Source organism: Variovorax sp. GW823-FHT04B03 (genome assembly GCF_058796495.1).
On sequence record NZ_JBXAIT010000004.1, the window covers coordinates 361,238 to 382,646 of the forward strand.

Consider the following 21,409-nt stretch of genomic DNA (forward strand, 5'->3'; position numbering starts at 1 on the left):
CCCCACCTTGCGCCGACGCATCGCCCTCTTCGGTGCCGCACTGGCCGCCCTGGCCGCGGCGGGCTGCTCGCGGGTCCCCCGGTTCGGCATGTCGGCCCCGGCGACGGAGCAGCCGTCCAAGGAACCACCGACATGGTTCGTGGCCGACTGCTGGCTCGGAACCGAGGACGTGGTCCCGCCGCACAAGGGCAAGGCCGGCGGCTCGGCGGCCGGCACGCTGACGCTGGCCACCGGGGTGTTCGAATGGCGCGTGAACGCCGCACGCCTGAGCGGCCCGGCGACGATCGTCGGCTTCTACGGCCCCGCCGCCACGGGCAGCAATGGCCCGCTGGCGATCCAGCTGCCGCTGCCCAGCGAGGGGGAGCCGCGCAACGACGGCGCCGGCTACGAGCGGACCGGCACGAGCCGGTTGACGCCCGCCCAGATGGCCGACCTGATGGCCGGCCTCTGGTATGTCAGCGTGTCGACCCAGGCCTGGCCGGGCGGCGAGGTCCGGGGCCAGCTCAAGCGCAGCACCTGGGGCGTGCACGGCGGCTGACGTCGGCCCCCGATGCGATGCGCTCTGCGACTACAGACAGGCGCGGATTTCGGAGCGATACCTGCGGTTCTCCCTCCGATCCACCCTCCACCCTGACTGAAGGAATGTCCATGGCAGCAGACAAGCACGCAAGCGTTCACTGGGAAGGCGCCGGCAAGACCGGCAAGGGCCTGGTCAGCACCGAGACCGGCGCCCTCAAGGACTACCCCTACGGCTTCGCCAGCCGCTTCGAAGACGACCGGCGCGGCACCAACCCCGAGGAAATCGTCGGCGCGGCCCATGCGGCCTGCCTGACGATGGCCTTCGCCTTCGCGCTGGAAGCGGCAGGCCTGACCGCGACGCGCATCGACACCAAGGCCGCCGTGCGGCTGGTCAAGGACGGCGCCGGCTTCAAGATCGACCGCATCCAGCTCGAACTGGACGCGGCCGTGCCGAACCTTGACGAAGCGAAGTTCCAGGAAATCGCCGCCGCCGCCAAGGCCGGCTGCCCGCTGTCGAAGGCGCTGGCGAGCGTGCCCGAGATCACGCTGAAGGCCACGCTGGCGAGCTGACCGCGCTGCTTATGATCGTCTCCACAAAAAAGGAGACGGATCATGAGCAAGCCCACCCGGACCGCATCGGCGGTCCTTTCTTTCGCCCTCGGCGCGTTCGGTGCGTTCGGCACCACGGCGGCCCTGGCCGCCTACCCCGACAAGCCGATCAAGGTCGTCATCGGCTTCCCGGCCGGCGGCCCGCTCGACCAGCACGCGCGCCTTTTGACCGACAAGCTGCAGGCCGTGCTCGGCCAGCCGCTGATCGTCGACTACAAGCCCGGCGCGGGCGGCTCGGTCGGTGCCGACTTCGTCGCCAAGAGCCCGGCCGACGGCTACACGCTGGTGCTGGCCAACACCGGCGTGGCGGTGATCAACGGCGCGCTCTACAGCAAGCTGCCCTACAACACGCAGCGCGACTTCGTGCCGATCGCGCGCACCGCGATGCAGCCGCTCGCCTTGCTGGTCACGCCCAAGCTGCCGGTGCAGAACCTCAAGCAGTTCATCGACTACGCCAAGGCGCGGCCGGGCCAGGTCAACTACGGCTCGGCGGGCAACGGCGGCATCAGCCACCTCGTGCCCGAGATGTTCAAGACCGCGACCGGCCTCTTCATGGTGCACATCCCCTACCGCGGCAGCGCGCCGGCCTTCACCGACCTGATGGGCGGGCAGGTGCAGTTCATGGCCGAGTCGATTCCGCAGGCCGCCAACTATCACAAGCAGGGCAAGGTGCGCGCGCTGGCCGTGACCAGCCGCGAGCGCAACCCCGCGCTGCCCGACGTGCCGACCGTCATCGAGTCGGGCGTCAAGGGCTTCGAGGTGGTGGGCTTCTACGGTTTCCTAGCACCGAAGGACACGCCCAAGGACGTGGTCGCCAAGCTCAGCGATGCGTTCAGGCAGGTGCTGACCAGCCCCGAGGTGCGCGAGCGCATGGTGAGCCAGGGCGCGGACCCGGCCTACCTGGGCAGCGAAGACTTCGCACGCTTCCTCGCGACGGAAACGCCGCGCTGGGACAAGGCGGTGAAGGCCTCCGGCGCGCGGATGGACTGACCCCCGCTGGCGTTCAGCGCGGCGTGGCCGCGTGCCGCTCCAGCTGCGCGCGGTCGAGCAGCTCGATGCTGCGGTAGCGCACACGCAGCGTGCCGTCTTCCTCCCACAGCTTGAGCTGGCGGTTCACGCTCTGGCGCGACACGCCAAGCATGAACGACAGGTCTTCCTGCGACACGCCCAGCAGCGTGCCGCCACCGTCCTGCGCCGGCGCGACCGCGCGCGCGTCCAGCGTGAGCAGCCGGTGCGCCAGCCGCACGGGCAGCGGCATCAGGATCACGTCGTCGATCCAGGCCAGCGCCTGGCGCAGCCGCAGGCACACGAGCCGGGTGAAGGCCATGTGCACGTCGGGATGGTCGGCCACCAGCCGGTGGAAGTCGGCCGCCGCGACCACGGCCATCTCGGTGGTGTCGACGGCGCAGGTGTCGTAGACGCGCTCGCGCCCCACCAGCAGCGAGACCTCGCCGAACCAGTGGCCCGGCTCGAGCATCGCGATCACCGCCTCGCGCCCGCCCGGCGCGACCACGCTCACGCGCAACGAGCCGCTGACCACGCCGAACAGCGCGTCGGGCGACGAGCCCTTGTGGAACAGCGATTCGCCGCGCACCAGCGTGCGCCGGTGCGCCACCGCGAGCAGGCGCTGCTGCACGTCGTCGGCCAGCCGCATGTCGCTGTTGTGCACGGGCGAAGGCTGCGCGTCCGGCGCGGCGGGGCTGGCGCTGGAAGAAGGGGAAGAGCGTGGCATCGCGGGTTTGTCCGGGGCCTCGATTGCCAACACCGGACAGTCTGGCGTCGAGGGGCTGTCGATAGTACGCAGGCCACCCGGGTCGACGCATTCGCGGCAACCCGATGTCCCCTGTCACCCCTGTCGCATGGAGCACACCCCGATGACCACCCTGACCGACCTGCAAGCCCGCCGCGAGCGCCTCGTGCTCGACCATTTCGCCGACGAGACCCGCCAGGACTTCGACGCGGTGCTGGGCACCTTCCCGCACCCGCACTACGAGCTGATTCCCAGCGGCGAGGTGCACGACGGCATCGCCGACGTGCGCCAGTACTACACCGACACGCGCCGCGCCTTCCCCGACCAGCGCCACGAGATCATCCAGCTGCGCCATGCCGACGATTCGGTGATCGTCGAGTTCTGGCTGCTCGGCACGCACCGCGGCCCGCTCAAGGGCCTGCCGCCGACGGGCAACAGCTTTCGCTGCCGCATGAACGCCTTCTTCATCTTCGAGGGCGACCGGCTGGTGTGCGAGCGCGTGTACTTCGACACGCTGACGATGCTGCGCCAGCTGCTCGTGGGCGTGCCTGCGGAGATGGTGGGCGGGCTGGTCGCCGGCCTGCTCGGCCAAACCGCCCCGCGGGCCGAGGCCGCCACGGCATGACCGGCACGCCCGCCCGGGCGCTCGAAGGGCGCCATGCGATCGTGACCGGCGGTGCGCGCGGCATCGGCCTGGCGATCGCGCGGCGCTGCCTCGCGAACGGCGCGAGCGTCGCGCTGTGGGATGTCGAGGCTGCGACGCTGGCGGAGGCCATGGCGCAACTGGCGCCGCTGGGCACCGTGGTCACATCGTTGGTCGACGTGCGCGACGAAGACCAGATCGCCCGCGCGGCCTCGCAGTCGCAGGAGCGCTTCGGCCGCGTCGACGTCCTCGTCAACAACGCGGGCGTACTCGGGCCGACGGTGCCCGCGTGGGAGCACACGCCCGCGCAATGGCGCCACGTGCTCGACATCAACCTCACGGGCGCCTGGCTGTGCTGCCGCGCCATCGCGCCGCTGATGCTGGCGCAGCGGCGCGGGCGCATCGTCAACATCGCCTCGGTCGCGGGCAAGGAAGGCAATGGCTTCAACGCCGCCTACTCGGCCTCGAAGGCCGGGCTCATCGCGCTGACCAAGTCGCTCGGCAAGGAGCTGGCGTCTTCGGGCGTGCTGGTGAACTGCATCACGCCGTCGGCGGCCGACACGGCCGTCTTCGCGGGCGTGCCCGCCGAGCACCGCGAGCAGCTGCGCACCGCCCTGCTCTCGCGCGTGCCGATGGGGCGCTTTGTCGACGTCGACGAGGTGGCGGCGATGGCGGCGTGGCTGGCTTCGGACGAGTGCTCGTTCAGCACCGGGGCGGTGTTCGATATCTCCGGAGGGCGCTCGATGTACTGAGCGACGCACCAGGCAGCCCACGCATCCAGACACAGGAGACCCTATGACCCGAGACCCCGACCCCACCGGCTTCGCGCAGATCACCGAGCTCGACGGCACGCGCCACGCCGCCATGCCACAGGACCGCCTGCGCGCCATCCGCCACGGCGCCGAAGCCCTGCGCGAGCGGCTGCTCGACGCGCCGCCCGTGCACTTCGCGCGCAGCTTCAACCTGCTGCGCATTCCGTACCCCGCGTGGTTCGCCTTCACCGGCGTGTACTCGCAGCAGCTGCTCAAGCCGCACATGGTGCATCTGCTGGCGCGCACCGTGCTGGTCCAGTACGACGACTTCGAAGGCCGGCTGCGCACGCTGCTCTTCACGCCGGCCGACTTCGAAGCCGGCAACGAGACGCCCTACTTCAAGCGCCTGAGCGACCAGACGCCGAAGTTCCTGCACAAGGCCATCGCGCCGGTCTACCAGACCGTGCTGCAGGCGCTCGCCGGCTGCGGCGTGGCGCCCGAACAGATCGACCACATCACCTACGACCACCTGCACACGCAGGACGTGCGCCGCTGGCTCGGCAGCGCCAACGCGCCGGGCCTGCTGCCGAACGCGAAGCTGCTGGTGCACCGCCAGGAACTCGCGAACGTGCAGGGCCTGCTGCCGGTGCAGGCCGAGTGGTACTGCCCGCACGGCCTGGACGGGGTGCCGGCCGAACGCATCGCCGCCTTCGACGGCAGCCTGCAGCTCGGGCCCGGTGTCGCGCTGGTGCACACGCCGGGGCACACCGAAGGCAACCACTCGCTGGTGTACCGCACGGGCGACGGCCTGCGCGTGAGCAGCGAGAACGGCGTGGCGGCCGACAGCTGGGCGCCGCTGCAGTCGCGCCACAACGGCATCCGCCGCTATGCGCAGGCCACGGGCGCCGAGGTGATCCTCAACGGCAACACGCAGGAGAGCAGCAACGACCAGTACCTGTCGATGGTGCTCGAGAAGACGCTCGCGGGCACCTCGGCGCTGCACGGGTTCAGCAACGTCGTGCCGTCGGCCGAGTGCTCGCCGCATTGGCTGTTTCCGGGCGCGCCCACGAGCCACCTGTGGGGCGAAACCAGCTTCGGCGCGTTCGTGCGAGCCTGATCCGCCCGGCACGCGCACCACAGCCAACAAGAAAAGGAGACACACCGATGAACACCGCCACCCTCGACGCCGCCGCCGCCGGCGCGCACGCACCGGCCTCGGCCGATGCGCGCGACGACGCCGCGCTCTTTCGCAAGATCACCTGGCGGCTGATGCCGCTGCTGTGCGCCTGCTACGTGCTGAACTACCTGGACCGCACCAACGTCGGCTACGCGCAGCTGCAGATGAAGGACCAGCTGGGCTTCAGCGATGCGGTGTTCGGCCTGGGCGCCGGCATCTTCTTCCTGGGCTATGCGGTGTTCGAGATCCCGAGCAACCTGATGCTCGCGAAGATCGGCGTGCGCGCCACGCTGCTGCGCATCATGGGCCTGTGGGGCCTGGCCTCGGCGGCGATGATGTTCGCCACCACGCCCACACAGTTCTACGTGCTGCGCTTTCTCATCGGCGTGTTCGAGGCCGGCTTCGCGCCCGGCGTGCTGTTCTACCTGACGCTGTGGTTCCCCTCGCGCCGCCGCGCGCAGGCGACCGCGCTGTTCTTCATGGCCTTCGGCGCGGCGCCCATCGTCGCGGGGCCGATCGCCGGGCTCACGATGACCTACCTCGATGGCGTGCTGGCGCTGCGCGGCTGGCAGTGGCTCTTCCTGCTCGAAGGGCTGCCGAGCGTGCTGCTGGGCGTGATCGCCTTTCGCACGCTGTCGAACAGCCCGGCGCAGGCGCCCTGGCTCTCGGCGGCCGAGAAGCAGCGCGTGGCCCACCTGCTGGCCGAGGACCAGGCCGCGCACGGCGCCGCCGGGCGCCACACCTTCGGCGCGGCGATGCGCGACGGGCGCGTGTGGCTCATCGGCTTCATGTCCTTCCTGATCATCCTGGGCATCTATGCGCTGTCGTTCTGGCAGCCGACGATCCTGAAGTCGATGGGGCTCAGCGTGCTGCAGATCGGCTTCTATTCGGTGATTCCCGCCGTGGCCGGCATCGCGGCCAACATCGTCGTGGGGCGCCACTCCGACCGGCACCAGGAGCGCCGCTGGCACTTCGCGCTGGGCGCGCTCGCGGGCGCAGCCGGGCTGGCGCTGACCACGCTCTTCATGCACAGCCCCGTGGCCGCCGTGCTGTGCCTGGCGCTGGCGTCGATGGGCATCTCGAGCGCCTTCACCGTGCTGTGGGCGATTCCCGGCAGCTTCATGTCCAAGAGCGCCGCGGCGGCGGGCATTGCGCTCATCAGCACCATCGGCGGCAGCGCGGGGCTGGTGGCGCCGATGATGGTGGGCGCACTCAAGACGCTCACGGGCGGCTTCACGGCCAGCCTGTATGTACTGAGCGGCGCGCTGGTGCTGTCGGCGCTGCTCATGCTGCTGGCCCTGCCCCGCAGCGCGCTCGGCCAGCGCTAGCGCGCACCGCCGGCGCACCGCGGCCGGCCCATTTCGGTGCACACGGCTTGCATACCAGTTGGCACGGAAGCTGCTGATATGCAGGCCTATGGCCATCTCCGCATCCGAAATCAGTGCACGCATCGTCGAAGCGGTGATGGCGCAGAAGCTCGCGCCCGGCGCGCGCCTGGGCGAGCAGCCGCTGGCGATGCTGTTCGATTGCAGCCGCACCATCGTGCGCGAGGCGCTCACGCGGCTGGCCGCGCGCGGCATCGTCACGGTGAGCGCGCGGCGCGGCTGGTTCGTCATCGAGCCCTCGCAGGACGAGGCGCGCGAGGCCTTCGAGGCGCGGCGCGTGATCGAGCTCGGCCTCATCCGCAGTACCGACAAGATCGACAAGGCCGCCCTGCGCCAGTTGAAGGCGCACCTGCAGCGTGAAAAGGCCGCACTGAAAGAGAGCGACGTCGGCCACCGCAGCTTCCTGTTGGGCGACTTCCATGTGTGCCTGGCCGAGTGCCTGGGCAACACGCTGCTGGCCGACACGCTGCGCGACTTCACCGCGCGCACCACGCTGATCGCCATGCTCTACCAGAGCACGCACGACGCGGTGCAGTCGTGCGAAGACCACGTGCAGATCGTCGCGGCGCTGGAGCGCGGCGACCACGCCGCCGCCGAGGCGCTGATGGCCGAACACATCGGCACGGTGCAGTCGGCGCTGCGCGTGCAAGCGCCTGCCGACCCGCTCGCGCAGCTGCGCGATGCGCTGGCACCGCTCAACAACACCCCCGCGCCGAAGCGCCGCCGCAAGGCCGCGCCCGCCGACGACGCCACCACCGATTCATCGACCTACCTAGGAGCCCTGCTATGACCTCTTTCGCCTCCCGCCGTCTTGCCCTCGCGCTGGCCAGCGTCGCCCTGCTGGCCGCCACCGGCGCCGCCCAGGCGCAGAACGCGCTCGACAACGTGCTCAAGGCCAAGACCATCAAGATCGCCGTGCCCACCGACTACCCGCCGTACGGCTCGGTCGACCGCAACATGCAGCCGCAGGGCCTGGACGTGGAGATGGCGCAGCTCGTCGCCGCCAAGCTCGGCGTGAAGGTCGAGCTGGTGCCGGTGACCAGCGCCAACCGCATCCCCTACCTGCAGACGCGCAAGGCCGACCTCGTGATCTCCACGCTCGGCAAGAACGTCGAGCGCGAGAAGGTGATCGACTTCAGCGCGGCCTATGCGCCCTTCTTCCAGGCCGTGTATGCGGCCAAGAGCATGAAGCTCACGAGCTTCGCCGACATGGCCGGCAAGACCGTCGCCGTGACGCGCGGCGCCATGGAAGACCAGGAACTGAACAAGGTCGCGCCGCCGAACGTCGACTACCGCCGCTTCGAGGACAACAACGCGACGATCGCCGCCTTCGTGGCCGGCCAGACGCAAACCCTCGCCACCAGCGCGGCGGTGGCCGGCGACATGCTCGCGAAGAACCCGAAGGTGAGCGCCGAGTACAAGCTGCTGCTCAAGGACAGCCCCTGCTTCATCGGCATCGCGAAGGGCGAGACCGCATTGAAGACCCGGGTCAACGAGATCATTGCCGCCGCCAAGAAGGACGGCACGCTCGATGCGATGTCCAAGAAGTGGCTCGGCAAGGCCGCCGGCGACCTCCCCGTCTGAGCTGAAGGCGCGGCCATGGGCATTGAATTCGACTTCGGCGCGGTGCTCGCCGAGTGGCCGCTGCTGCTGCGCGGCGTGGCGTGGACGCTGGGCCTCACGGCCGTCGGCACCGTGCTCGGCCTGGCCGTGGGCACGCTGTGCGCGTGGGCCCGCTCGGGCGGGCCGGCGTGGTTGCGCGCGCTCGTGGGCGCGTATGTGGAGCTGATCCGCAACACGCCCTTCATCGTGCAGCTGTTCTTCATCTTCTTCGGGCTGCCGGCCGCAGGCGTGAAGCTCTCGCCCGAGGTGGCGTCGGTGATCGCGATGGTGATGAACCTGGGCGCGTACTCCACCGAGATCATCCGCGCCGGCATCGAGGCCACGCCCAAGGGGCAGATCGAAGCCGCCGTGAGCCTGGCGCTCAGCAAGGCGCAGGTGTTCCTGCGCGTGGTGCTGCCGCCGGCGCTCAAGAAGGTGTGGCCCGCGATGGTGAGCCAGATCGTCATCGTGATGCTGGGCTCGGCGGTGTGCGGGCAGATCTCGACCGAGGAGCTGAGCTACGCGGCCAACCTGATCCAGAGCCGCAACTTCCGCGCCTTCGAATCCTTCATCGTCGCCACGCTCATCTACCTGGCGCTGGCCGTGGCGCTGCGCCGCCTGCTCCAGTGGGCGGGGCCGCGCTTCTTCTTCGGCCGCTGACCGCGAGGCCTTTGCACCATGGTCGATTTTTCTTTGTGGGACATCCTGCGCAACCTGCTGATGGCGCTGCGCTGGACCGTCGTGCTCTCGCTCATTGCCTTCGTCGGCGGCGGGCTCGTGGGCGCGCTGCTGCTGTTCGCGCGGCTGCGCGGCGGCAAGGCGGCGCAGCGGGCCGTGGGCCTGTACGTGCAGCTGTTCCAGGGCACGCCGCTGCTGATGCAGCTGTTTCTCGCCTACTTCGGCATCGCGCTGTTCGGCATCGACGTGTCGGCGTGGACCGCCGCGAGCGTGGCGCTCACGCTCTACACCAGCGCCTTTCTCACCGAGATCTGGCGCGGCTGCGTGGCCTCGATCCCCAAGGGCCAGTGGGAGGCCTCGGGCAGCCTGGCGCTGAGCTTCGGCGAGCAGATGCGCCATGTGATCCTGCCGCAGGCCGTGAAGATCGCCATCGCGCCCACGGTCGGTTTCCTGGTGCAGGTGATCAAGGGCACGGCGCTGGCGTCGGTGATCGGCTTTGTCGAACTCACCAAGGCCGGCAGCATGATTTCGAACGCCACCTTCCAGCCCTTCGTGGTGTTCAGCTGCGTGGCCCTGCTTTACTTCGTGCTGTGCTTCCCCGTGAGCCTGTACGCCAAGACCCTCGAGAGGAAGACCCATGGCCGCCGTGCTTGAACAAACCCAACCCGAAGCCGCACCGTTCGCCGCGCCCATCGTGCGCATCACGGCGCTGCGCAAGTCCTACGGCACGAACGAGGTGCTCAAGGGCATCGACCTGGACGTGAAGCGCGGCGAGGTGATCGCCATCATCGGCAAGAGCGGCTCGGGCAAGAGCACGCTGCTGCGCTGCATCAACGGGCTCGAGGTGTTCCAGGAAGGTGCACTCACGGTCGACGGCAAGCCGCTGCTGCACGAGAGCGCGATGGCCATGCGCACGCTGCGCCAGCGCGTGGGCATGATCTTCCAGGGCTTCAACCTGTTCCCGCATCTCACGGTCGGCAAGAACGTGATGCTCGCGCCCACGCTGGTGAAGAAGCGATCGTCGATGGAAGCCGCCTCGCAGGCGCGCAAGCTGCTCGAACGCGTGGGCCTGGCCGAGAAGTTCGATGCGATGCCCGAGCAGCTGTCGGGCGGCCAGCAGCAGCGCGTGGCCATTGCGCGCGCGCTCGCGATGGAACCGGCCGTGCTGCTGTGCGACGAGATCACCTCGGCGCTCGACCCCGAGCTGGTGGGCGAGGTGCTGCGCGTGGTGGAGTCGCTGGCCGACGAAGGCATGACGCTGTTGATGGTCACGCACGAGATGAGCTTTGCGCGCAAGGTCAGCGACCGCGTGATCTTCATGCACCAGGGCCGCGTGCACGAGATGGGCCCGCCGGCGGAACTGTTCGGTGCGCCGCAGACGCCCGAGCTGAAGCAGTTCCTGTCGTCGCTGCACGACTGACCTGACCGCGCGCGTGGCAGCGGCAGCAGCGGCCGCCGCTACAGGTGCTGCGATTCGTCGATGCCCAGCCGCAGCCCCGCGGCCAGCGGCGGCACCAGCCGCCCGCCGCGCCGCTCGACCTCTTCGCCCGCCTTCAGCAGCTGCTGCACCTGCTGGAAGAGTTCGTCGCCGGCCGCGGTCAGCTGCACGCCCTGCTGGCTGCGCGCGAACAGCGCGTGCCCGAGGATGCCTTCGAGCTCCCTCACGCGGGCCGTGATGGCCGGTTGGCTGACAAAGAGGTGGCGGGCCGCCGCGTTGACGGAGCCCAAGGTCGCGGCCCAGTGAAAGGCCTCCAGTTGCCGGAAGGTGATGCGCAACACCGCAGCCACCTTTCAGCCGGGGGCTGTTGTGGACGTGCAGGGGTACACCGCGGCCTGTTCGCTCTTCTGCTTCATGTCTGCCTTCTTTCAAAGCAATTCAATCGCATCGAATGGCGAGAAGGCCACGCAACGGGGAATTCTAATTGCGTGAATTCCCATGACCACGGACGCAAACCACGGATCCAATCCAATTCAACAGAGGTGATTCCTTCTCATCAAATCCTTGAATTAACCGACTCCCAGGCTTGTAAGGCATCGCCGGGAGTGAATTGAGAATTTAGTGCAATTGCAGTTCCTGTTAAAGAGAAATTTTTTGATATAGAACTTTGGTGGTAGGTGCAATTCGGCCGAAAGCCACGGGAATCGGTGAGCCTTGCGGGCCTGGCCGGGGCCGCGCGTCAATGCGCCGTCAATGCGCGCTCCCGCCAGGCCCCCAGGCCTTCCGGCCCGAAGCGCTCGGCGATGCGGTGCAGCCAGATGGTGAAGTGCGCCGGGGCCCGCGCCAGTTCGCGGTGCAGGTCGGGCAAGGCCAGCCACCGCCACTCGCGCACCTCGCCGGGGTCGGGTTGCGGCAGGTCGTGCGCGATGCCGACGAACACATGGTCGTACTCGTGCTCGACCAGTTCCGCGGACACCGCCTCCCGGTAGAGAAAGGCCGTCACCGGCTGCAGCGCGCACCGCAGGCCCAGCTCTTCGTGCAGCCGCCGCAGGGCGGCCGCGCCGGTGTCCTCGCCGGGGCGCGGATGCCCGCAGCAGCTGTTGCTCCACAGGCCGGGCGAGTGGTACTTGCCCAGCGCGCGCTGCTGCAGCAGCACCCGGCCCTGCGTGTCGAACAGGAAGATCGAGAACGCCCGGTGCAGGATGCCCTCGCGGTGGGCACTCATCTTCTCGACCGCGTGCAGCGGCCGGTCTTCGGCGTCGACGGCGATCAGGAATTCGTCCATGAGCTGTTCCAGAAGTGAGGGCCCGGAGCCTCGCGGCCCTGCGATTTCCGTGGCCTGGCGGCTTCGAAAAAACAGGTTCACTTCTTTAGCACGTATTTTTTTCCAGACTGCAATAAGAAATTCAAATTAGTTCGAACTGATTACATCTACGAAGAATATAAAAAATGGAATAAACACAAATAATTACACAGATAACAAAAATATCGAATCCGATTAACAAATGCGCCCAAATCGCCCCACAGGTATTTCTTGCGCATTTCGAACCGTGGTTCCTGGTTCGCCCGCGCCGCACGGTCAATGGCGCGCCATCGGCAACGCGTGATCGCCGGCGCTTTCCCGCGCGCCCCGGGCCGGGTTAACCTCGCCCTCATGGCCCGCCTTCGCACCGCATCGATCATTCGCCCGCTCTCGCGAGAGCGGGTGAGCTAGCGCACGGTTCGAAACCACGCCATGCAACCCGCCCCAGGAGGCGGGTTTTTCTTGTCCGTCTCCCGAGGTCTGTTCCCCCCACCCGCAGGAGACCGAATGACACCGACACCCCCCTCATCGCCCGTGCTGCACATGGTCTGCGGCAAGATCGGCGCCGGAAAGTCCACGCTGACCCGGCGCCTGGCGCAGGCGCCCGCCACCGTGTGCATCAGTGAGGACACCTGGCTCGCCGCGCTCTACCCCGGTGAAATCCACGCACTGCCCGACTACGTGCGCGCCGCCGGCCGGCTCAAGCAGGCGATGGGCGAACACGTCTGCGCCCTGCTGGGCGCCGGCGTGTCGGTGGTGCTCGACTTTCCGGCCAACACGGTGAGCCACCGCGCTTGGGCGCGCGGCCTCTTCGAGCAGGCCGGCGCGGCGCACCAACTGCACTTTCTCGACGTGCCGGACGAGGTCTGCAAGGCGCGGCTGCGGGCGCGCAACGCGGCAGGCGAGCACCCCTTCGAGACCTCCGACGCGCAGTTCGACCTGATCACCCGCCACTTCGTTCCGCCCACGGCCGAGGAAGGGTTCCACGTGATCCGGCACGCCTGACACCGGTGCCGGTAAGCTGCGCGCCGATGCACATCGAACCCGCCCTTTCCAGCGAAGCGCCCGCCGTCGCGGCCGTGTTGACCGAAGCCGCGCAATGGCTCGCCGAGGGCGGACGCCCGCTCTGGAGCGCCGCCGACACCGGCCTCGAACGCATCCAGCGCGACACCGACGCCGGCCGCTACGTGGTGGCCAAGGAGAACGGCGACTGGGCCGGCGTGATGCGCCTCGATCTGGAAGACCCGTCGTTCTGGCCCGAGATCGCGCCCGGCAGCGCGCTGTTCGTGCACAAGCTGGCCGTGCGCCGCGCCTGGGCGGGCCGGGGCGTGTCGCGCGCGCTGCTGGGCCATGCGCGCGACCACGCCCGCGCGCTCGGGCGCCCCTGGCTGCGGCTGGACTGCGTGGCCGACCGCACCGCGCTGCGCACGCTGTACGAAGGCTTCGGCTTCGCGCTGCACAGCTGCATCGACCTGCGCGGCGGGACGTTTGCGCGCTACGAACTGCGCATCGACGGCTGACCGTCCGACACGCCGACGCGCCCCTTCGGCGCTGGCGGGAACATCGCCGCCTGTGGCAAGCTCGCAAGCTCCATGACCGACCGAATCCCGCCCTCTCATTTCCGCCGTCGGGTGCTGCGCGCGCTGCTGGGCGCCGCCGCCCTGCCCGCGCCGTTCGCGGCGCTGGCCGGCTTCAACTTCTTCACCAACGAGTACACCGCCACGCGCGAGGAACTGCAGTCGCAGATCGCCAAGCGCTTTCCGGTGGCCGAGCGCTATGCCGAGATCTTCATGGTCGGGCTGCGCGACCCGCAGCTGGGCCTGGACGGGCGCGCCAACCGCGCGGCCATCACGGCCACGCTGACCATCGCCAGCCCGCTGCTGGCGGCCTCGCCGGTGCAGGGCGTGGTGTCGGTGAGCAGCGCGCTGCGCTACGACGCGGCGGCACGCGCGCTGCGGCTCGACCAGCCCAAGGCCGAGCGGCTCGAGCTGCAGGGCGTGGAAGGCCGCGACGCCGAGCGCCTGCAGAAGGTCGGCGCGGTGGTCGCGCAGGAACTGCTGCAGGGCCAGATCCTGCGCAGCTTCACGGCCGACGAGCTCACGGTCGGGCGCAAGACCTACGAGGTGGGCGACATCACGGTGCAAGACAACGGCATCAAAGTGCAACTCAAATGAAACAACGTGCCGCCTTTCTCCTGATCGCCGCCGCCCTGCTCGGCGCCGGCTGCGCCGCCATCGCCCCCAAAGTGAAGCAGCATTTCGACCTGCAGGCCCACCGCGGCGGACGCGGCCTGGCGCCCGAGAACACGCTGGCCGCGTTCTCGAACGCAATGAATCTGGGCGTGACCACGCTCGAACTCGACATCGGGCTCACGGCCGACGGCGTGGTGGTGGTGTCGCACGACACGGCGCTCAACGCCGACCACACGCGCGACGCGCGCGGCGCCTGGCTCACGGCCAAGCCCGCCCCTTCCGTGCGCTCGCTCACGCTGGCGCAGCTGCAGACCTACGACGTGGGCCGCCTCAACCCCGAGAGCAACTACGGCAAGCAGTTCGCGCTGCAGCAGCCGCGCGACGGCGAACGCATTCCCACGCTGGCCGCGCTGTTCGCGCAGGTGCAGGCGCGCGGCGCCGATGCCGCACGGGTGCACTTCAACATCGAGACCAAGATCGACCCCACGAAGCCCGACGAGACCGCCGCGCCCGAGCCCATGGTGCGCGCGCTGCTGGCCGAGATCGACAAGGCGAAGATGGCCGACCGCGTGACCATCCAGAGCTTCGACTGGCGCACGCTCGCGCTGGTCGGCCAGCTCGCGCCGCAGCTGTCGCGCGCCTACCTCACCGCGCCCCGCACACTGAAGGACAGCCGCTGGACCGCCGGCCTCGACGCCACCGGCTTCGCCTCGGTGCCACAGCTCGTGAAGGCCGCGGCCGGTGCATCGGCCGGGCCGCTGATCTGGTCGCCGGCGCACGCCGACCTGGGCGCCCCCGCGATCCGCGAAGCGCAGAAGCTCGGCATGAAGGTCGTGCCCTGGACCGTGAACCAGCGCGCCGACATGGTGCGGCTCATGGACGCGGGCGCCGATGGCCTGATCACCGACTACCCCGACGTGCTGCGCGACCTGATGCGCGAGCGCGGACTGGCACTGCCACCACCAGCGAAGGCCACCTCATGAGCACCGTGACGCAACTCGACACCATCGCCTCGGGCATCGCCGCGCTGCAAGGCGGCGGCGGCTCGGTCGCCACGCTCTCCACGGCCGCGCGCGCCAGCACCGAGCTGCTCGCCGTCCTGCCGCCGCGCTACGGCGAGGTGCTGTTGAACCTGCTGGACCGCCTCGAATCGAGCGCGCTTTTCAGCGAGGAAAGCTGCTCGTTCAGCCAGAAAGACCTGCTCGACAACCTGCAGGTGTGGGTCGACAAGGCCCGCGGCCAACTGGTGTCTTGAGGCGCCGGCGCCCCGCCCCGGTTTATCATCGCGCCCAACCATGCGCACCCTGCTGCTCGCCCTCATGATCGCCCTGCTGCCCATCCGCGGCTGGCTCGGCGATGCCATGGCGGTCGAGATGGTGCGGCATTCGCTGCCCGCCGCCGAGGCGGTGGTGGCCGCGGCAAACGGCATCGCCGAATCGCACTGCCATGACGCCACCATGGAGGCCGACACCGGCCACGACATGGCGGCCATGCACGGCAGCAGCAGCGATTCGCAGCAGTCCCACGGCACCGACCACGCGAACTGCGGCACCTGTGTCGCCTGCCAGGTCTGCCACACGGTGGCGCTCGGCGGCATGCCGCTGGTCGACACCCCGCATGCGGCGCCCCAGGCGCCGCCGGCCGCGCACGCGGCCCGCTTTGCCAGCGCCGAGCCCGTCCTGGGCTTCAAGCCGCCCATTTCCTGATCTTCCTGCCCGTAGTCCGTCCGCAGTGAGCCCTTCCCGGCTCGCAGCGTTCGCCGTATTGCCCATGGAGATCGCTCGTGAATTCCCTTGCTCGCCGGCCGTATGCCGGCATCCCCCGCTATCGAACAGATAGCCCGCCCCTCGGGCGAAAAAGTCACTTTTCATTCCTCAGAACCGCCACCGCGCTGACCGCTGCGTTGGTGCTCGCCGGCTGCGCCAGCCTGGCGCCCGACGGCGGCGCCGGCGACGTGCAGGCGCTGGTCGACGGCAACCCGCTCATGGCGGGCGCCGCGGCCCAGCGCAAGCCGGACGACGCCTCGCAGCAAAGCGTCGACGCGCTGCTGGCCAAGCCGCTGGACGCCGAGGCCGCCGTGCGCATCGCGCTCGTCAACAGCCCGCGCGTGCAGGAGGCCTTTGCGACGCTGCAACTGAGCGACGCCGACCGCGTGCAGGCCGCGAGCCTGCCGAACCCGGTGCTGTCCTTCAGTCGGCTGGCGCAGGGCAGCGAGCGCGAGTTCGAGCGCATGCTGACTTTCAACGTGGTGGGCCTGCTCACGCTGCCGTGGCAGGCGCGCTGGGCCGGCCAGCGGCACGAAGCGGCCAAGCTGCAGGCCGCGCAAAGCGTGCTGCTGCTGGCCGCCGACACCCGCCGCGCCTGGGTGCGCGCGGTGGCCGCACAGCAGAGCGTGAGCTACCTGCGCGATGCGAAGGAAGCGACCGAAGCCGGTGCCGAACTGGCGCACCGCATGGCCAAGGTCGGCAACTGGAGCGCGCTGCAGCGCACGCGCGAACAGCTGCTGCTGGCCGACGCGTCCGCGCAGCTCGCACGCGCCGAACAGGCGGCCGTCGCCAGCCGCGAACAGCTCACGCGCCTGCTGGGCCTGAGCGGCGCGCGCACCGGCTACACCCTGCCCGACCGCCTGCCGCCGCTGCCGAAGGCCGCGCCCGAGCTCGGCGACGTGCAAGCCCTGGCGCTGCGCGACCGGCTCGACGTGCGCTCGGCGCAGGCGCAGAACACGGCCGTGGCCGGTTCGCTCGGCCTGACGCACGCCACCCGCATGATCAATGCGATGGAACTGGGCGTGGTGCGCAACACCACCTTCGAGAACGACGCCGATCGCTCGAAATCGACCACGCGCGGCTTCGAGCTCGAGCTGCCGATTCCGATCTTCGACTGGGGGCAGGCCCGCAGCGGCCGCGCCGAGGCGCAGTACCTGCAGTCGGCCGCGCGCGTGCGCGACGTGGGCGTGCTCGCCGCCAGCGAGGCGCGCGAAGCCTGGCAGGGCTGGAACACCGCCTACGCCCTGGCGCGCCGCTACCGCGACGAGGTGCTGCCGCTGCGCAAGCAGGTCAACGAGGAGATGGTGCTGCGCTACAACGGCATGCTCGCCAGCGTGTGGGAGCTGCTCGGCGAAACGCGCGCCAGCATGCTCGCCGTGAACGCCGGCATGGAGGCCCAGCGCGATTTCTGGCTGGCCGACACCGATCTTCAACTGGTGCTCACGGGCAGTTCGCCCGGCGGCATGACGGCCCTGCAGACCGCGGCCACCAACGAACCTGCGGCGGGAGGCCACTGACATGAACCGTCGCAACTTCTTTGCGGGCGCCGCCACGGCCGTGGCCGCCACCACCGTGAGCCGCGTGAGCATGGCCGCGCTGCCCGAGCCGGTGACGCAGGCATCGACCGCCACCGCGCCACCGCTGGTGCCGCCCAACGGCCGGCCCTACAACCCCGTCGTCACGCTCAACGGCTGGACGCTGCCCTGGCGCATGAACGCCGGCGTCAAGGAATTCCACCTCGTCGCCGAACCCGTCGTGCGCGAGATGGCGCCCGGCTTCAAGGTCAACATGTGGGGCTACAACGGCCAGTCGCCCGGCCCGACCATCGAGGTGGTCGAGGGCGACCGCGTGCGCATCTTCGTGACCAACAAGCTGCCCGAGCACACGACCGTGCACTGGCACGGCCAGCGCCTGCCCAACGGCATGGACGGCGTGGGCGGCATCACGCAGCCGCACATTCCGCCGGGCAAGACCTTCGTCTACGAGTTCACGGCGCGGCGCCCCGGCACCTTCATGTACCACCCGCATGCCGACGAGATGGTGCAGATGGCGATGGGGATGATGGGCTTCTGGGTCACGCACCCGAAGGCGGAGCATCCGCTGATCGAGAAGGTCGACCGCGACTTCTGCTTCCTGCTCGGCAGCTTCGACGTGGAGCCCGGCAGCGCCACGCCCAAGGTCAACACCATGACCGACTTCAACATCTGGAGCTTCAACAGCCGCGTGTTCCCGGCCATCGACACGCTCAACGTGCGCAAAGGCGACCGCGTGCGCATCCGCGCGGGCAACCTCACGATGACCAACCACCCGATCCACATCCACGGCCACGAGTTCGAGGTCACGGGCACCGACGGCGGCCCGGTGCCGCGCACCGCGCGCTGGCCCGAGGTGTCGGTGGACGTGGCGGTGGGCCAGATGCGGCAGATGGAGTTCATCGCCGACGAGGAAGGCGACTGGGCGCTGCACTGCCACAAGGCACACCACACGATGGGTCCGATGGGCCACGACGTGCCGACCATGATCGGCGTGGACCACAAGGGCGTGGCCGAAAAAATCAAGAAGCTCGTGCCCGACTACATGGTGATGGGCGACAAGGGCATGGCCGACATGGGCGAGATGGAAATGCCCATTCCCGAGAACACCGTGCCCATGATGACCGGCACCGGCCCCTTCGGCTCGGCCGAGATGGGCGGCATGTTCACGCTGCTCAAGGTGCGGCGCGACCAGAAGCCGGGCGACTACCGCGACCCGGGCTGGTTCAAGCACCCGGCCGGCACGGTCGCGCGCGAGGTGTCGGCCAGCGGCGCGCCCGTGGCGCCGCGCAAGACGGGCGCCGCGCCCGCCAGCCCCGACAGCGGCAGCGCCACCGTGCGCAAGCCCTCGGGCCATGGGGCCCACAACCACTGATCGCATCTGTCCAATTTCTTTGAGATTCCATTCATGAACACCCGTTTCTCCCCCCTCGTCGCCGGCATCGCACTCGCAGCCGTCACCACGCTCGCCACGGCCCACGAAAGCCACGCACCCAAGACTGGCACCGCTGCCGCCTCGCTCGCACCCGAGCAGAAAGCCTGGGGCATCGCCGGCAAGGCCAGTGCCGTGAAGCGCACCATCGACATCGCGATGGCCGACGACATGACCTTCACGCCCTCGGTCCTCGAGGTGCGCGAAGGCGACACCATCCGCCTGCGGCTGAAGAACCGCGGCAAGGACCTGCACGAGCTCGTGCTTGGCACCACCGCCGTCATCGAGGACCATGCCGCCATGATGAAGAAGCACCCCGGCATGGAGCACGACGAGCCCTGGATGGCGCATGTGCAGCCGGGCAAGACCGGCGAACTGATCTGGACCTTCAACCGCGCCGGTGACTTCGACTTCGCCTGCCTCGTGAAGGACCACTACGAACTCGGCATGGCCGGCCGCGTGCGCGTGCGGGCCGCTGCTGCGCCCGCACGATGACCCACTGAAAGGAACCCCACCATGCAACGACGAACCCTCCTGAAACTCGCCGCCGCCACCGCGTCCCTGCCGCTCGCCGCGCAGGCCGCCGCGCCGATGGTCGAGATCTGGAAAGACCCGAACTGCGGCTGCTGCCAGGACTGGGTCAAGCACCTCAACAAGAACGGCTTTGCCACGCGCGTGCACGACGAGGGCAACGGCCCTGCGCGCGAGCGGCTCGGCATTCCGGCGAAGCTGGGTTCGTGCCACACCGGCCGCGTCGGCGGCTACGCCATCGAAGGCCACGTGCCGGCGCGCGAGATGCAGCGCCTGCTGAAGGAAAAGCCCAAGGCCGTCGGCCTGGCCGTGCCCGGCATGCCCATCGGCTCGCCCGGCATGGACGGCCCGGCCTACGGCGACCAGCGCGACGCCTACGACGTGCTGCTGGTGCTGGCCGATGGCAGCACGCGCGTCTTCCAGAGCTACCGCTGACCCCTTCTTCACCCTTCATCCCATCCAAACAAGGAAGGAACCCGACCATGAAAAAAGTCCTCACCGCCCTCTCCACCCTCGTGCTCGCTGCCGCGGCGTTCGCGCAGGCCGCACTGCCCCAGGTCGACGGCGAAGTCCGCAAGGTCGACACCGACGCCAAGAAGATCACCCTGCGCCACGGCGACATCCCGAACCTCGAGATGACTGGCATGACCATGGTGTTCCGCGTGAGCGACCCGGCGCTGCTCGCCAAGGTGAAGGCCGGCGACAAGGTGAAGTTCACCGTCGACAAGGTCGACGGCGCACTCACCGTGCTGTCGATCACGCCGGCGAACTGAACCTCAGGACCTGAAGCGCCCCGGATCGAAGGGCGCCAGCGGTATCTCCGGCGCAACGCCCGCCAGCAGATGCGCCGCCAGCCGCCCGGTTCGCGCCGAGCCGCACAGGCCGACATGGCCATGCCCGAAGGCCAGCACGATGTCGGCGCTGGCCGCCGACGGGCCGATGCACGGCAGGCCGTCGGGCAGGCTCGGGCGGTGTCCGAGCCAGTGCGCCACCGAAGGCGCACCGGGCGCGGGCGGTGCCAGCGACGGGAACATCGATTGCAGGTGCGCGTGCAGGATCTCGGCGCGGCGCCAGTCGGGCGCCGCTTCGAGGCCCGCGATCTCCACCTGGCCCGCCGCGCGCAGGCCGCCGTCCATCCAGTGCGCGATGAGTTTGCCGTCGGCCACCATGGTCGGCGTGCGCGGGCCGGCCGTGGCGGCTTCGAGCACCACGTGGTAGCCGCGCTCGGACTCCAGCGGCACCGCCGAGCCTGCCGCCGCGGCCAGCGGGCCCGAGCGCGCGCCGGCGCAGATGGCGGCGCCGTCGCAGGCGATCTCGCCGGCCTCCGTGCGCACGGCGCGCAGCCGGCCGCCCTCGATGCGAAAGCCGGTGGCCCGCGCGGCGACGCGTTCGGCGCCCGCGTCGAGCGCACGTTGAGCGAGGGCCGCCACGTAGGCGCCCGGATTGCGGCAGTGGCCGGCTTCGGGCACGAAGATGCCGAGCGTGTAGCGCGTGGCCAGATCAGGCTCGCGGCGGCGCAGTTCGTCCGCCGGCCATTCTTCCCACTGGACACCGGCGCGCCGGCGCACGCGCCAGCCCAGCGCGTCGCCGTCGAACTCGGCGCGCGAACGGTAGGCATGCAGCAGCCCGCGCCGTTCGATGAGCTGCGGCACGCCGGCCTCGGCGGCTAGTTGCGCATGCAGCGCGGGCGCATCGGCCAGCAGCGTGCGCAATGCGTCGGCGGTGCGCTGCACGCGCGCCTCGGTCCAGCCCGAGGCCAGGTAGCGCAACAACCACGGCAGCGCGCGCGGCAGGTGGCGCCAGCGCAACGCCAGCGGCCCGAGCGGGTCGGCCAGCCAGCCCGGCACCTTGCGCCAGGCCCCCGGCAGCGCGGGCGGCACCACGGAGTGCGACGACAGCCAGCCGGCGTTGCCGTAGCTCGTGGCCTGCGGGCCACCCGGCTCGCCGGGCTCCACCAGCGTCACGCGCAAGCCCGCGCGCAGGGCCTCGATGGCGGTGGCGCAGCCCACCGCGCCCGCACCGATCACCACCACGTGGCGGCTGCCGCCCTCGGGGGAGAAACTTCTTGCAACTGTCATTGTGGGGATCGTAAAGGTCGCG

Annotated in this window: 27 protein-coding genes; 23 read left to right on the forward strand and 4 right to left on the reverse strand. The window is 69.7% G+C overall.

Going from position 1 to position 21,409, the window contains the following annotated elements; genetic code table 11:
- Window positions 1–7: 7 nt before the first annotated feature.
- The 3 genes from AC1RAD_RS19020 (at window position 8) to AC1RAD_RS19030 (ending at window position 2,118) form a co-directional block, all read left to right on the forward strand.
- Window positions 8–538 (forward strand): CHRD domain-containing protein, encoded by a 531-nt coding sequence (locus tag AC1RAD_RS19020; protein WP_492736617.1) that lies wholly within the window; start codon window positions 8–10, stop codon window positions 536–538.
- Between the two features lie 110 nt (window positions 539–648).
- Window positions 649–1,089, forward strand: coding sequence for an OsmC family protein (locus AC1RAD_RS19025; protein ID WP_492736619.1), 441 nt, complete (start codon window positions 649–651; stop codon window positions 1,087–1,089).
- 42 nt (window positions 1,090–1,131) lie between these two features.
- Window positions 1,132–2,118 (forward strand): Bug family tripartite tricarboxylate transporter substrate binding protein, encoded by a 987-nt coding sequence (locus AC1RAD_RS19030; RefSeq protein WP_062475921.1) that lies wholly within the window; start codon window positions 1,132–1,134, stop codon window positions 2,116–2,118.
- A gap of 13 nt (window positions 2,119–2,131) precedes the next feature.
- On the opposite strand, the gene AC1RAD_RS19035 is transcribed toward AC1RAD_RS19030, so the two are convergent.
- A complete protein-coding gene (locus AC1RAD_RS19035) occupies window positions 2,132–2,860 on the reverse strand; it encodes a Crp/Fnr family transcriptional regulator (RefSeq protein ID WP_487848250.1) in 729 nt (242 codons plus the stop codon).
- A gap of 142 nt (window positions 2,861–3,002) precedes the next feature.
- Here AC1RAD_RS19035 and AC1RAD_RS19040 point away from each other — a divergent pair, with 142 nt between their 5' ends.
- The 9 genes from AC1RAD_RS19040 (at window position 3,003) to AC1RAD_RS19080 (ending at window position 10,535) form a co-directional block, all read left to right on the forward strand.
- The gene (locus AC1RAD_RS19040) at window positions 3,003–3,503 is read left to right on the forward strand and encodes an ester cyclase (RefSeq protein ID WP_354343730.1); all 501 of its coding nucleotides are present in this window, start codon (window positions 3,003–3,005) and stop codon (window positions 3,501–3,503) included.
- Window positions 3,500–4,273 carry an SDR family NAD(P)-dependent oxidoreductase gene (locus tag AC1RAD_RS19045; RefSeq protein ID WP_492736622.1) on the forward strand — a complete coding sequence of 258 codons (774 nt, stop codon included), beginning with the start codon at window positions 3,500–3,502 and terminating at the stop codon, window positions 4,271–4,273. The genes AC1RAD_RS19040 and AC1RAD_RS19045 overlap by 4 nt, the downstream gene beginning before the upstream one ends.
- Window positions 4,274–4,316: 43 nt before the next feature.
- Window positions 4,317–5,390, forward strand: coding sequence for an MBL fold metallo-hydrolase (locus tag AC1RAD_RS19050; RefSeq protein WP_492736624.1), 1,074 nt, complete (start codon window positions 4,317–4,319; stop codon window positions 5,388–5,390).
- A 47-nt stretch (window positions 5,391–5,437) separates the two neighbouring features.
- Window positions 5,438–6,778, forward strand: coding sequence for an MFS transporter (locus tag AC1RAD_RS19055; protein WP_492736625.1), 1,341 nt, complete (start codon window positions 5,438–5,440; stop codon window positions 6,776–6,778).
- A gap of 88 nt (window positions 6,779–6,866) precedes the next feature.
- A complete protein-coding gene (locus tag AC1RAD_RS19060) occupies window positions 6,867–7,625 on the forward strand; it encodes a GntR family transcriptional regulator (RefSeq protein WP_159275933.1) in 759 nt (252 codons plus the stop codon).
- The gene (locus tag AC1RAD_RS19065; protein ID WP_095746233.1) at window positions 7,622–8,419 is read left to right on the forward strand and encodes a transporter substrate-binding domain-containing protein; all 798 of its coding nucleotides are present in this window, start codon (window positions 7,622–7,624) and stop codon (window positions 8,417–8,419) included. The genes AC1RAD_RS19060 and AC1RAD_RS19065 overlap by 4 nt, the downstream gene beginning before the upstream one ends.
- A 15-nt stretch (window positions 8,420–8,434) precedes the next feature.
- Window positions 8,435–9,097: an amino acid ABC transporter permease gene (locus AC1RAD_RS19070; RefSeq protein WP_062475944.1), complete on the forward strand. Its 663-nt coding sequence runs from the start codon at window positions 8,435–8,437 to the stop codon at window positions 9,095–9,097.
- Between the two features lie 18 nt (window positions 9,098–9,115).
- On the forward strand, window positions 9,116–9,769 hold the full coding sequence (locus AC1RAD_RS19075; RefSeq protein WP_354343738.1) for an amino acid ABC transporter permease: 654 nt from the start codon (window positions 9,116–9,118) through the stop codon (window positions 9,767–9,769).
- Window positions 9,753–10,535, forward strand: coding sequence for an amino acid ABC transporter ATP-binding protein (locus tag AC1RAD_RS19080; RefSeq protein ID WP_492736627.1), 783 nt, complete (start codon window positions 9,753–9,755; stop codon window positions 10,533–10,535). Before AC1RAD_RS19075 ends, AC1RAD_RS19080 begins: the two co-directional genes overlap by 17 nt.
- A gap of 38 nt (window positions 10,536–10,573) precedes the next feature.
- On the opposite strand, the gene AC1RAD_RS19085 is transcribed toward AC1RAD_RS19080, so the two are convergent.
- Window positions 10,574–10,894, reverse strand: a complete 321-nt coding sequence (locus tag AC1RAD_RS19085) for a LysR family transcriptional regulator (protein WP_159275929.1) — start codon at window positions 10,892–10,894, stop codon at window positions 10,574–10,576.
- A 398-nt stretch (window positions 10,895–11,292) separates the two neighbouring features.
- Window positions 11,293–11,838, reverse strand: a complete 546-nt coding sequence (idi, locus tag AC1RAD_RS19090; protein WP_492736629.1) for an isopentenyl-diphosphate Delta-isomerase — start codon at window positions 11,836–11,838, stop codon at window positions 11,293–11,295.
- Window positions 11,839–12,363: 525 nt separating this feature from the next.
- Here idi and AC1RAD_RS19095 point away from each other — a divergent pair.
- The 11 genes from AC1RAD_RS19095 (at window position 12,364) to AC1RAD_RS19145 (ending at window position 20,082) form a co-directional block, all read left to right on the forward strand.
- Window positions 12,364–12,861 (forward strand): P-loop nucleotide/nucleoside kinase family protein, encoded by a 498-nt coding sequence (locus tag AC1RAD_RS19095; RefSeq protein WP_492736631.1) that lies wholly within the window; start codon window positions 12,364–12,366, stop codon window positions 12,859–12,861.
- Window positions 12,862–12,887: 26 nt separating this feature from the next.
- Complete coding sequence (locus tag AC1RAD_RS19100) at window positions 12,888–13,376, forward strand: GNAT family N-acetyltransferase (RefSeq protein ID WP_492736633.1); 489 nt, start codon at window positions 12,888–12,890, stop codon at window positions 13,374–13,376.
- A gap of 72 nt (window positions 13,377–13,448) precedes the next feature.
- A complete protein-coding gene (locus tag AC1RAD_RS19105) occupies window positions 13,449–14,030 on the forward strand; it encodes a YceB family lipoprotein (RefSeq protein WP_062475964.1) in 582 nt (193 codons plus the stop codon).
- Window positions 14,027–15,031 carry a glycerophosphodiester phosphodiesterase gene (locus AC1RAD_RS19110; RefSeq protein WP_492736634.1) on the forward strand — a complete coding sequence of 335 codons (1,005 nt, stop codon included), beginning with the start codon at window positions 14,027–14,029 and terminating at the stop codon, window positions 15,029–15,031. The genes AC1RAD_RS19105 and AC1RAD_RS19110 overlap by 4 nt, the downstream gene beginning before the upstream one ends.
- Window positions 15,028–15,303, forward strand: a complete 276-nt coding sequence (locus AC1RAD_RS19115) for a hypothetical protein (protein ID WP_492736635.1) — start codon at window positions 15,028–15,030, stop codon at window positions 15,301–15,303. Before AC1RAD_RS19110 ends, AC1RAD_RS19115 begins: the two co-directional genes overlap by 4 nt.
- 40 nt (window positions 15,304–15,343) lie before the next feature.
- Window positions 15,344–15,754 (forward strand): hypothetical protein, encoded by a 411-nt coding sequence (locus AC1RAD_RS19120; RefSeq protein WP_492736636.1) that lies wholly within the window; start codon window positions 15,344–15,346, stop codon window positions 15,752–15,754.
- 200 nt (window positions 15,755–15,954) lie between these two features.
- The gene (locus tag AC1RAD_RS19125; protein ID WP_492736968.1) at window positions 15,955–17,331 is read left to right on the forward strand and encodes a TolC family protein; all 1,377 of its coding nucleotides are present in this window, start codon (window positions 15,955–15,957) and stop codon (window positions 17,329–17,331) included.
- A 1-nt stretch (window position 17,332) separates the two neighbouring features.
- Window positions 17,333–18,721 (forward strand): multicopper oxidase family protein, encoded by a 1,389-nt coding sequence (locus AC1RAD_RS19130; RefSeq protein WP_095948997.1) that lies wholly within the window; start codon window positions 17,333–17,335, stop codon window positions 18,719–18,721.
- A gap of 33 nt (window positions 18,722–18,754) precedes the next feature.
- The gene (locus tag AC1RAD_RS19135; RefSeq protein ID WP_492736637.1) at window positions 18,755–19,273 is read left to right on the forward strand and encodes a cupredoxin domain-containing protein; all 519 of its coding nucleotides are present in this window, start codon (window positions 18,755–18,757) and stop codon (window positions 19,271–19,273) included.
- A 21-nt stretch (window positions 19,274–19,294) separates the two neighbouring features.
- Window positions 19,295–19,744, forward strand: coding sequence for a DUF411 domain-containing protein (locus AC1RAD_RS19140; RefSeq protein WP_153282826.1), 450 nt, complete (start codon window positions 19,295–19,297; stop codon window positions 19,742–19,744).
- Between the two features lie 47 nt (window positions 19,745–19,791).
- On the forward strand, window positions 19,792–20,082 hold the full coding sequence (locus AC1RAD_RS19145) for a copper-binding protein (protein WP_062475985.1): 291 nt from the start codon (window positions 19,792–19,794) through the stop codon (window positions 20,080–20,082).
- A 3-nt stretch (window positions 20,083–20,085) separates the two neighbouring features.
- Here the strand turns inward: AC1RAD_RS19145 and AC1RAD_RS19150 are convergent, their stop codons facing one another.
- On the reverse strand, window positions 20,086–21,387 hold the full coding sequence (locus AC1RAD_RS19150) for an NAD(P)/FAD-dependent oxidoreductase (RefSeq protein WP_492736638.1): 1,302 nt from the start codon (window positions 21,385–21,387) through the stop codon (window positions 20,086–20,088).
- Between the last annotated feature and the right edge of the window lie 22 nt (window positions 21,388–21,409).

Excerpts from the sequence above, each read along its gene's own strand:
- AC1RAD_RS19030 (WP_062475921.1), top strand. The coding sequence starts at position 1,132 with ATGAGCAAGCCCACCCGGACCGCATCGGCGGTCCTTTCTTTCGCCCTC.
- AC1RAD_RS19120 (WP_492736636.1), top strand. The coding sequence starts at position 15,344 with ATGCGCACCCTGCTGCTCGCCCTCATGATCGCCCTGCTGCCCATCCGC.
- AC1RAD_RS19130 (WP_095948997.1), top strand. The coding sequence starts at position 17,333 with ATGAACCGTCGCAACTTCTTTGCGGGCGCCGCCACGGCCGTGGCCGCC.
- AC1RAD_RS19060 (WP_159275933.1), top strand. The coding sequence starts at position 6,867 with ATGGCCATCTCCGCATCCGAAATCAGTGCACGCATCGTCGAAGCGGTG.
- AC1RAD_RS19135 (WP_492736637.1), top strand. The coding sequence starts at position 18,755 with ATGAACACCCGTTTCTCCCCCCTCGTCGCCGGCATCGCACTCGCAGCC.
- AC1RAD_RS19140 (WP_153282826.1), top strand. The coding sequence starts at position 19,295 with ATGCAACGACGAACCCTCCTGAAACTCGCCGCCGCCACCGCGTCCCTG.
- AC1RAD_RS19075 (WP_354343738.1), top strand. The coding sequence starts at position 9,116 with ATGGTCGATTTTTCTTTGTGGGACATCCTGCGCAACCTGCTGATGGCG.
- AC1RAD_RS19080 (WP_492736627.1), top strand. The coding sequence starts at position 9,753 with ATGGCCGCCGTGCTTGAACAAACCCAACCCGAAGCCGCACCGTTCGCC.
- AC1RAD_RS19050 (WP_492736624.1), top strand. The coding sequence starts at position 4,317 with ATGACCCGAGACCCCGACCCCACCGGCTTCGCGCAGATCACCGAGCTC.
- AC1RAD_RS19105 (WP_062475964.1), top strand. The coding sequence starts at position 13,449 with ATGACCGACCGAATCCCGCCCTCTCATTTCCGCCGTCGGGTGCTGCGC.
- AC1RAD_RS19070 (WP_062475944.1), top strand. The coding sequence starts at position 8,435 with ATGGGCATTGAATTCGACTTCGGCGCGGTGCTCGCCGAGTGGCCGCTG.
- AC1RAD_RS19035 (WP_487848250.1), bottom strand. The coding sequence starts at position 2,860 with ATGCCACGCTCTTCCCCTTCTTCCAGCGCCAGCCCCGCCGCGCCGGAC.
- AC1RAD_RS19100 (WP_492736633.1), top strand. The coding sequence starts at position 12,888 with ATGCACATCGAACCCGCCCTTTCCAGCGAAGCGCCCGCCGTCGCGGCC.
- idi (WP_492736629.1), bottom strand. The coding sequence starts at position 11,838 with ATGGACGAATTCCTGATCGCCGTCGACGCCGAAGACCGGCCGCTGCAC.
- AC1RAD_RS19025 (WP_492736619.1), top strand. The coding sequence starts at position 649 with ATGGCAGCAGACAAGCACGCAAGCGTTCACTGGGAAGGCGCCGGCAAG.
- AC1RAD_RS19065 (WP_095746233.1), top strand. The coding sequence starts at position 7,622 with ATGACCTCTTTCGCCTCCCGCCGTCTTGCCCTCGCGCTGGCCAGCGTC.
- AC1RAD_RS19055 (WP_492736625.1), top strand. The coding sequence starts at position 5,438 with ATGAACACCGCCACCCTCGACGCCGCCGCCGCCGGCGCGCACGCACCG.
- AC1RAD_RS19150 (WP_492736638.1), bottom strand. The coding sequence starts at position 21,387 with ATGACAGTTGCAAGAAGTTTCTCCCCCGAGGGCGGCAGCCGCCACGTG.
- AC1RAD_RS19110 (WP_492736634.1), top strand. The coding sequence starts at position 14,027 with ATGAAACAACGTGCCGCCTTTCTCCTGATCGCCGCCGCCCTGCTCGGC.
- AC1RAD_RS19040 (WP_354343730.1), top strand. The coding sequence starts at position 3,003 with ATGACCACCCTGACCGACCTGCAAGCCCGCCGCGAGCGCCTCGTGCTC.
- AC1RAD_RS19115 (WP_492736635.1), top strand. The coding sequence starts at position 15,028 with ATGAGCACCGTGACGCAACTCGACACCATCGCCTCGGGCATCGCCGCG.
- AC1RAD_RS19045 (WP_492736622.1), top strand. The coding sequence starts at position 3,500 with ATGACCGGCACGCCCGCCCGGGCGCTCGAAGGGCGCCATGCGATCGTG.
- AC1RAD_RS19145 (WP_062475985.1), top strand. The coding sequence starts at position 19,792 with ATGAAAAAAGTCCTCACCGCCCTCTCCACCCTCGTGCTCGCTGCCGCG.
- AC1RAD_RS19095 (WP_492736631.1), top strand. The coding sequence starts at position 12,364 with ATGACACCGACACCCCCCTCATCGCCCGTGCTGCACATGGTCTGCGGC.